The 6,984-nt window shown below is 44.7% G+C and carries 6 protein-coding genes; 5 read left to right on the top strand and 1 reads right to left on the bottom strand.

From position 1 onward, the window contains the following. Window positions 1-1,816, bottom strand: a 1,816-nt coding sequence (locus A3757_RS16035) for a hypothetical protein (protein ID WP_156506356.1), incomplete at its 3' end; no start/stop codon positions are given. 223 nt (window positions 1,817-2,039) lie between these two features. Between A3757_RS16035 and A3757_RS16030 the strand changes: the two genes are divergently transcribed. The 5 genes from A3757_RS16030 to A3757_RS16010 all read left to right on the top strand — a co-directional run. Next, on the top strand, window positions 2,040-3,722 hold the full coding sequence (locus A3757_RS16030) for a flagellar hook-length control protein FliK (RefSeq protein ID WP_068553492.1): 1,683 nt from the start codon (window positions 2,040-2,042) through the stop codon (window positions 3,720-3,722). Next, on the top strand, window positions 3,719-4,024 hold the full coding sequence (locus A3757_RS16025) for an EscU/YscU/HrcU family type III secretion system export apparatus switch protein (RefSeq protein WP_068516235.1): 306 nt from the start codon (window positions 3,719-3,721) through the stop codon (window positions 4,022-4,024). The genes A3757_RS16030 and A3757_RS16025 overlap by 4 nt, the downstream gene beginning before the upstream one ends. A 17-nt stretch (window positions 4,025-4,041) precedes the next feature. Continuing rightward, a complete protein-coding gene (locus tag A3757_RS16020) occupies window positions 4,042-5,064 on the top strand; it encodes a diguanylate cyclase domain-containing protein (RefSeq protein WP_068516232.1) in 1,023 nt (340 codons plus the stop codon). Further along, the gene (locus A3757_RS16015; RefSeq protein ID WP_068553493.1) at window positions 5,064-6,065 is read left to right on the top strand and encodes a GGDEF domain-containing protein; all 1,002 of its coding nucleotides are present in this window, start codon (window positions 5,064-5,066) and stop codon (window positions 6,063-6,065) included. Before A3757_RS16020 ends, A3757_RS16015 begins: the two co-directional genes overlap by 1 nt. Window positions 6,066-6,228: 163 nt before the next feature. Further along, a partial coding sequence (locus A3757_RS16010; RefSeq protein WP_197470075.1) for a DedA family protein occupies window positions 6,229-6,984 on the top strand: 756 nt, incomplete at its 3' end.

Genomic DNA, 6,984 nt, shown 5'->3' with positions numbered 1-6,984 from the left:
TCCCACCACCTTCTTGGGAACCCAGGTCACACTCAACACGAAGGTAGTTTTTATAACACTCATTACTTCTCACCGCTCCTGGAATCAAAGCACTGATATATACGTTGTTATTTTCAACAAAGTGCTCCAGAGCATATAGATCTGATTCAGCACCAAACATAACATGCTCACGTACTGATTTTGGCGCTGACAAAGACTGCTTATAAAAATAACGAACAATCAGATCTTTTTCGAGCATTGATGCAGATAACAACAAGCTGTCTTCAAAAATACTCACTTCATACTTATTCAAGGAATCTGCCAAGTACTGCATATAACCAACGAACTGGGCATCGTTCTCTGTATTATTCAACTCCCCCAAGTGCTCAAAAAACTCGGCAGAACAAATATTTCTGCCAGACTGGCTCACATCATGTTCTTCTTGAGTCTCACACAAGTCTGCAACATCCTGCTCCAACTGACAGCCGAGATCGGCATCACAATCCGTTATAAACTGCCAGGAAGAAGCCGTGACATCATGAGCGGCATTACAAGCATCATCCTCTTCGTCACAGCGCTGATAGTCGAATTGTGAAAACGTTTTCTTGCGTCTGTGTGCTTGTTCCTGATAGATAAATCCGTCATTTGTCTCAACAAGGTAGTCATGACTGACGCTATCAGGCGTAAATTGGTTTTGTAAAAATGGGTAGGTAAAAATCTTCCCTTCATCAATGATCACTAAGTCATCATCATCATGATACGCTTCTACTTCATAAATCCCTGGCTCGACACCCCCCGCGATATAAGGAGCATAGCTGCCGATATTTATTATCCGATCGGTCAATATTGTGCCGACATCACTCTGAGTCTTTGCAAAAAACTCTGTGCTTGCATCGACAACAAAAATATCCTGATTCATTTGGACCAGGTATTGATAATTATCCAAGGTACGTACATCAAAGAGATAAAATGGAGACGTAAACCCATTCGCGTCAATTGATGGGTAGGAAGCAAGCTCTCTGGTTTGCGACCATACAGAATTCCTGTCCTGGTCAAAAAACTCTAACTTCCTCAGCGCAAAGCTATAACCAAGGTAACCATAATTTAAAATATATTCCCCTGCATTATCCGGGTTATCAATCCAGCCAAACACTAACTTTGCTTTAGCCTGAGCTTCATCAACAATAAGCAACTCATCAGTAAGAGAGGGGTCTGTAAACGAAGCATCGAACTGATAGTTTAAGGGTAGTTCATAATATGTTCGACTTGCATCCATGTTTTCACACGCTGAACCGTCTTCCTCATCGACTGCGGTCACAACATAAACCGACTCCGCATGCCTAACCGAAAAGGTCTCAACGGTACCGGTACCGGAATCAGAAAGAGAAGAGACGACTAGCTCTTTTGGATGAATCTCACATATTTCATTCTTAAAGTGATTGATAGCCTTGAGTTCATTCGTTTCATGGTCAACTTTATAGACGGTATCGGTACTCACCAAGATTGAAATATCCGGCTTGGCTCCATTGCTATCGGAAGTATTCAGGCTCAAGATCATTCCTGATTCAGAGGAAAAAACTGCCTCATGCTGAATCGTCGAACTTTCTGTTTCTGGAGCACTGAAGGAATATAAGCCCAAACTGTCACTCACCTCGTCAGACGGGCGAGAGAAAAAAGTTTCGTCGATAGCAACATCTTGAAAATCTTGCCCCGGAGTAGAAGGTGGTGAAGTATCGTCTACTGTTTCTGGTGCCGTTTCTGCCACTCGCCCTTCGCAACCTGCCAGAACGATTGAAACACACCAAGCGAGAAATAATTTAAATGCCTGCTTTGTCATAACACCCTAATTTCCTATGAGCTAATCCATGTACCACTCTATTTCCTGAGACACTATTCAAAAACATCAGGAATATCTTTCCGTAATTCTATTTTTTGCGTCTCCATTATATCTGGGATAATCTGTGAAATAATCTATAAGCGTCTTGATTGGGAGCCTGTTCACAATAAAACCCTGTCCCAATCGAGATTTATTCTGGCAGCACCTGGGATACAGCAACGTCATGGACATCACACCAAAACCACCGTCAACGCCAGAGGTCGTCAGCAAAGGTACAAGCACTCTTTCTAGATCACAAATTACCAGCATTGAAGAGCTTAAACTGGTACCCGGTAAGCAATACCAGGCAACTGTTCAGCCCCCCCCCCCAAAAACTAACCAGGAACAGCCGGTAATCGAAGGAAAAGCAGCCACAGTAAACACTCACAGCAGTAAAGAATGGCTACTCAATATTAATGGCAAACTTGTCACAACCACCAGCAGCATTCCTTTAGAGATAGGTCAGACGCTATTAGTCAAGCTTGAAAGCTCATCAACACAACAGAGCAAGGCTTTGATCCTTGTCAGTCCGACTAATAGAAGCACAGCTCAAATCCCAGCAGACAAAGGCAGCATCAATACCGAAATACTATTAGGCACCTTAGCAAAACTGCTACCGAAGCAACTGTCTCTTGGTACCGGCTTCGCTGCCCTGAATGAGATGAGTAAAGCGACTTCGCAAACGCCGCCCATTTCTCAAAATCAAACAAAGGTAGCCAGCGCTCAACAAACCCAGCTCTCCCCTACACAAGGCTCATCGCCGCTTACTCGAAAAGTTGCGCTAGAAAGCATCGCAACACTGATCAAATCTCTTCCTCACGCAGAGCAGATCTCTCAAGCCAGCCGTCAAGGCGACACTCTAAGCTCTCCTGACACAATTAGAAACGCCTTAAAACACAGCGGTCTTTTCATGGAGTCACAGCTCAGTAACACCACCAACAAACAACAAATACTCGAGCAACTCCAAAACCTCAAAACCTTGAACAAAATAGCATTAGCGCAAGCAGACCAGACCAAACCTACTGCCAATAACCCGCTTTCTGGAACCCCCTCTCCTCAAAATACCAACCAAACAAGCTCTGCAGTCACGAAGCAAGCACTAGACATGCTGCAGCAACTTGTAAAGCAACATAGCAACACGGCAGCCGATCCAAGCCAAGACAAGACAATATCAAGCGATTTAAAAGCGACCCTGCTAGGCATTAGCCGAAACTTATTACCTGCCGCAAATAGCAGCGGCGAACAAAACCAGGCGATAGAGAAACTCCTTGGCAGCCTTTTAGAGCCTGAACTATTAACAACTCCCTTTAATTTTCCGCGCATCCAGTCCGACACAACAGCGAAGGCCAAAGCTCTTTTTGCCGAGCAAGAGTTTTCTACCGGGCAGCTTTTGAAAATACTTGCCGGAATGCTTAATCGTATTCAGTTCAACCAGTTGAACAGCCTCTTTCAAAGCCAAACCAGTGACGGCAATACACTTCAATCATGGTTTTTTGAATTGCCCGTGGTGAATGTCAACCAAGGGGTCACCACCTTCAGCCTGAGACTCGATAAGGAAAAAAGCGCCACTCAGAACCAGGAAGAGGAATCTGAGGACAAAGCATTGCAGTGGAAAATATCACTATCCTTCGACTTAGAAGGCCTGGGAGCAATATATATTCAAGTAAGCTTGCTCCCTCCTTCTATTTCATCCATTATCTGGGCAGATCAAGCCGATACTTTCGCGCTCGCGCAAAGGGAGAGCAAACATTTTAAGGAAAAGCTTTCAGAGCTAGGCCTAGAAGTAGGCGATATTATTTGCCAACAAGGCCTACCAGAACAACAGGCCACCAAGTTGACACAAAGCCTGGTAGATATTCAAGCATGAACAACAATAACAAAACCAGCTCGAAAACAAGAGCCATCGCGCTCAAGTACGATGAAGTTTCAGCGCCCAAACTTACTGCCAAAGGTGAGAATGAGCTCGCTGAGGAAATAATGCGCATTGCCGAAGAGCACGGCATACCTTTATACGAAAATAGTGAATTAGTCAGCATTTTGTCTAAACTAGAACTGGGAGAAGAAATCCCCGAAGTTCTATATCGGGTAATAGCTGAAATAATTGCCTTTGCGTATTACCTGCAAGGAAAGACACCACAAGGCTTTGGCGAGCCAACGACCAGAACATAACGAGCAACATTTTCAACATGGCACATTCTGACCACCAACTACTTATTAACTCAAAATCCTACTTGTATGCCCTTATTCTGGCAGGTACCTTAGCGCTCGCCCTGCTCTTTCAGGGGCAATTGATCAGCGCTTGCGGCATCGGTGTTCTGTGTGCGCTACTCATTGTAAACCAGTGGCAAAGTAAAAACCGAAATGCCGATAAAGAGAGCTTCATCTGGTTTAAACACAGTTCTCTGGCTCTCGCCTGCATTGCCCTAATAGGCTTAATGACAGGCCTGGAAGACTTTAAAACATGGACCTATTTCATTCCCTTATTGCTGTTCTTTTTCTATGAATTCAAACCTGCCCTATGGCTTGTCGGGATATTCTCAGTATTTGCCCTGGCCTCTTTGAATGCTAGCGGCTCTCCGTTTGAAAACATTCAAAATACTATGAGCTACCTTTTGTACCTAAGCATGAGCTGCTGCCTGGTTTACTTGAGAGAACTAAGACGAAAACAGCTTAAGCCACTGCGTCGTACAGATAACCTGACCAAAGCAGCCACCAAAGAACATCTAGATGATGACCTGACAAAAGAAATTCAACGCAGTGAACGTGAAGGCAGTGAATTGTCTACAGCCGCGTTGGCAATTGACAAAATATGTCTTTCCAAACTAAACCCTAAAGAACAAGATGCTGTCACGATTGCCATTGGCAAGTTGCTCCATAACAACCTTCGCTTGTTCGACAGTTACTACCTTTGGGAACATCATGAGTTTCTTATCGTCTTACCTCATACCAGCTCGATTCAAGCAGTCAAGATAGCAGACAGCCTGCGACTTAAAGTCCGCAAAGAAATTGAGATTCATGGAGAAAGTATTACCGTTAGTGCTGGCGTGTCCTGCTTAAATATCGGCGATGACAGTACCTCCATAACAGGCCGGGCAAGCCATGCCTTATCAGAAACACAAGCTACCAGTATTAATAGAACACACATCTATCGAGACATCGATGAGCTGCCCCAAGACGCAACGCCAGCCAATGCAGAAGGAGCACAATAATGTTCTCTGAAATCCAGCTTCAAACCCGTCTTACTGCCACATTATTTCTGCTTGGCGCAATTGCTATGGTTGTGCTTGGTATACAAAATTATCGCTACGGTCTCTATGAGCTCGTTTACGTTGCAACACTTCTAAGCATCGTTTATTTAAGCACAAGCCTATACGCCAAGTTCTCCCCCGAAGCCAAATACCTCAAGCAAGCCTGTCTCGCTGTAGGTGTTATATCTGTTCTCAGCATTTTCGCCAATGCAGGCGAACACCCTGAGGAGCTTAAGCACTGGATATTTCCGATTGGTCTTCTTTGTTATCTATGCCTTCCCTATCGCCAAGCAAGCATATTCAACGTGGTGATGGGTGTGTGTTACTCACTGCTACTGCTATTTGCCAGCAGCATCATCTCAGCACTAGAGTTTGCAACCAGCTTTGCATTATTTATGGGGCTAACAAGTACTTATGCTCAGCTTCATCAGAAACGCAGTCGCACACTGGTAGAACTTGAGATACATGACCCACTAACTAAAGCTTATAACTACCGCCATTTGAGAGATACCCTTAAAAAAGAAATGTGCCGAGCTGACCGAACAGGCAACCCCCTTTCTCTGGTTTCCCTTGAAGTCGATTACTTCCCTCAAATTCAAGACATGCACGGTCTCCCAAATACAAACGACCTTCTTGCTCGATTTGCAGAGACACTTAAAGCAATGATTCGCGCAGGAGATAGCGACTACTTTGATGGAAAGCAGACCTCTTACCTCCTCTTACCTTGCACACCTTCAGAGGGCGTTTTAGTTATTGCGGAAAGAATTCGACGCACCATAGAGGAATGCAACTGGCCAGTGGTTGATGCAATTACGGTTAGCCTGGGCTGCACAACCTATATACCTGATGACTGCTCAGGCGATCGAGATGGCGAAGCAAAGAAATTAATTGAGAACGCTCAGATTGGTTTGATCGAAGCACAAAAAAACGGCCATAACCGCGTCTGCCTGCATAGTCACTAAACAGACAAGTTCGTTGTTTACAGCTTTCTCCCCTCTATTGGCGAAAGCTCAAGACTTCTGACAATTTGTCTCGCTTGTCATTAGTGTGTAAAGTGACCCAACGAGGCTAAGTCTGTTTACCCCGGCACATCTTTCAATACTATTCGCACTTACACCCGGCACAATGACAGAATCTGATTTCCAACCCCTTATTGCATGGCTTGAACTAAACCCAAACTGGGTTTTCGTGGCTGTTTTACTTATTGCATTTATTGAGTCTCTGGCGCTTGCAGGAGTAATCGTACCCGGCGTATTGCTGCTCTTTCTTGTGTCAGCCTTGGCAGGTCACATTAATCTACCTATTGAGTGGCTTTTATTATCGGGCTTTCTCGGTGCCATATTGGGAGACGGCATCAGCTTTTTTCTTGGTCATTATTTTAAAGATAGCTTGCGAAACATTTGGCCCTTCTCCCGCTACCCTAAAACACTTCAGTCTGGTGAGCGTTTCTTCCATAAGCACGGTGGGAAAAGCGTTATGCTCGGCCGCTTTATCGGCCCTATTCGTCCAGTCATTCCTATTGTCGCAGGAATGCTTGGAATGTCTCAAACCAGATTCACTGTCTTCAATGCCCTCTCGGCAACCATTTGGGCACCGTTTTATATCTTGCCTGGCTACCTGACTGGCAGTGCCGTCCATCTGGTTCTGCCAAGTAACTTTTATCCGGCCTTGTTCTCTCTAATTGCTGCGCTGCTCATTATCACTCTCAGCTTTCGCTATGCCAGCCTTAACCTTCAGCATGGATCTCGCATCTATGCGGCGCTATTGCGCAATAACAAAAGCCAAAACACGTCATCAAAGGACTATGAGTTTCCACTTGCGTCACTGAGTTTATTCATAGGATCAAGCTTATTCTTTATTATTTGGAGCTTTCTGGTTTTA

This window comes from Oleiphilus sp. HI0117 (assembly GCF_001635235.1).
The sequence above is the reverse complement of the archived record's forward strand: the minus strand, read 5'-3'. Positions and strand labels throughout refer to the sequence as shown.

Bases quoted from the DNA above. Each gene is read 5' to 3' on its own strand.
- A3757_RS16030 (WP_068553492.1), top strand. From the start codon at position 2,040: ATGGACATCACACCAAAACCACCGTCAACGCCAGAGGTCGTCAGCAAA.
- A3757_RS16025 (WP_068516235.1), top strand. From the start codon at position 3,719: ATGAACAACAATAACAAAACCAGCTCGAAAACAAGAGCCATCGCGCTC.
- A3757_RS16020 (WP_068516232.1), top strand. From the start codon at position 4,042: ATGGCACATTCTGACCACCAACTACTTATTAACTCAAAATCCTACTTG.
- A3757_RS16015 (WP_068553493.1), top strand. From the start codon at position 5,064: ATGTTCTCTGAAATCCAGCTTCAAACCCGTCTTACTGCCACATTATTT.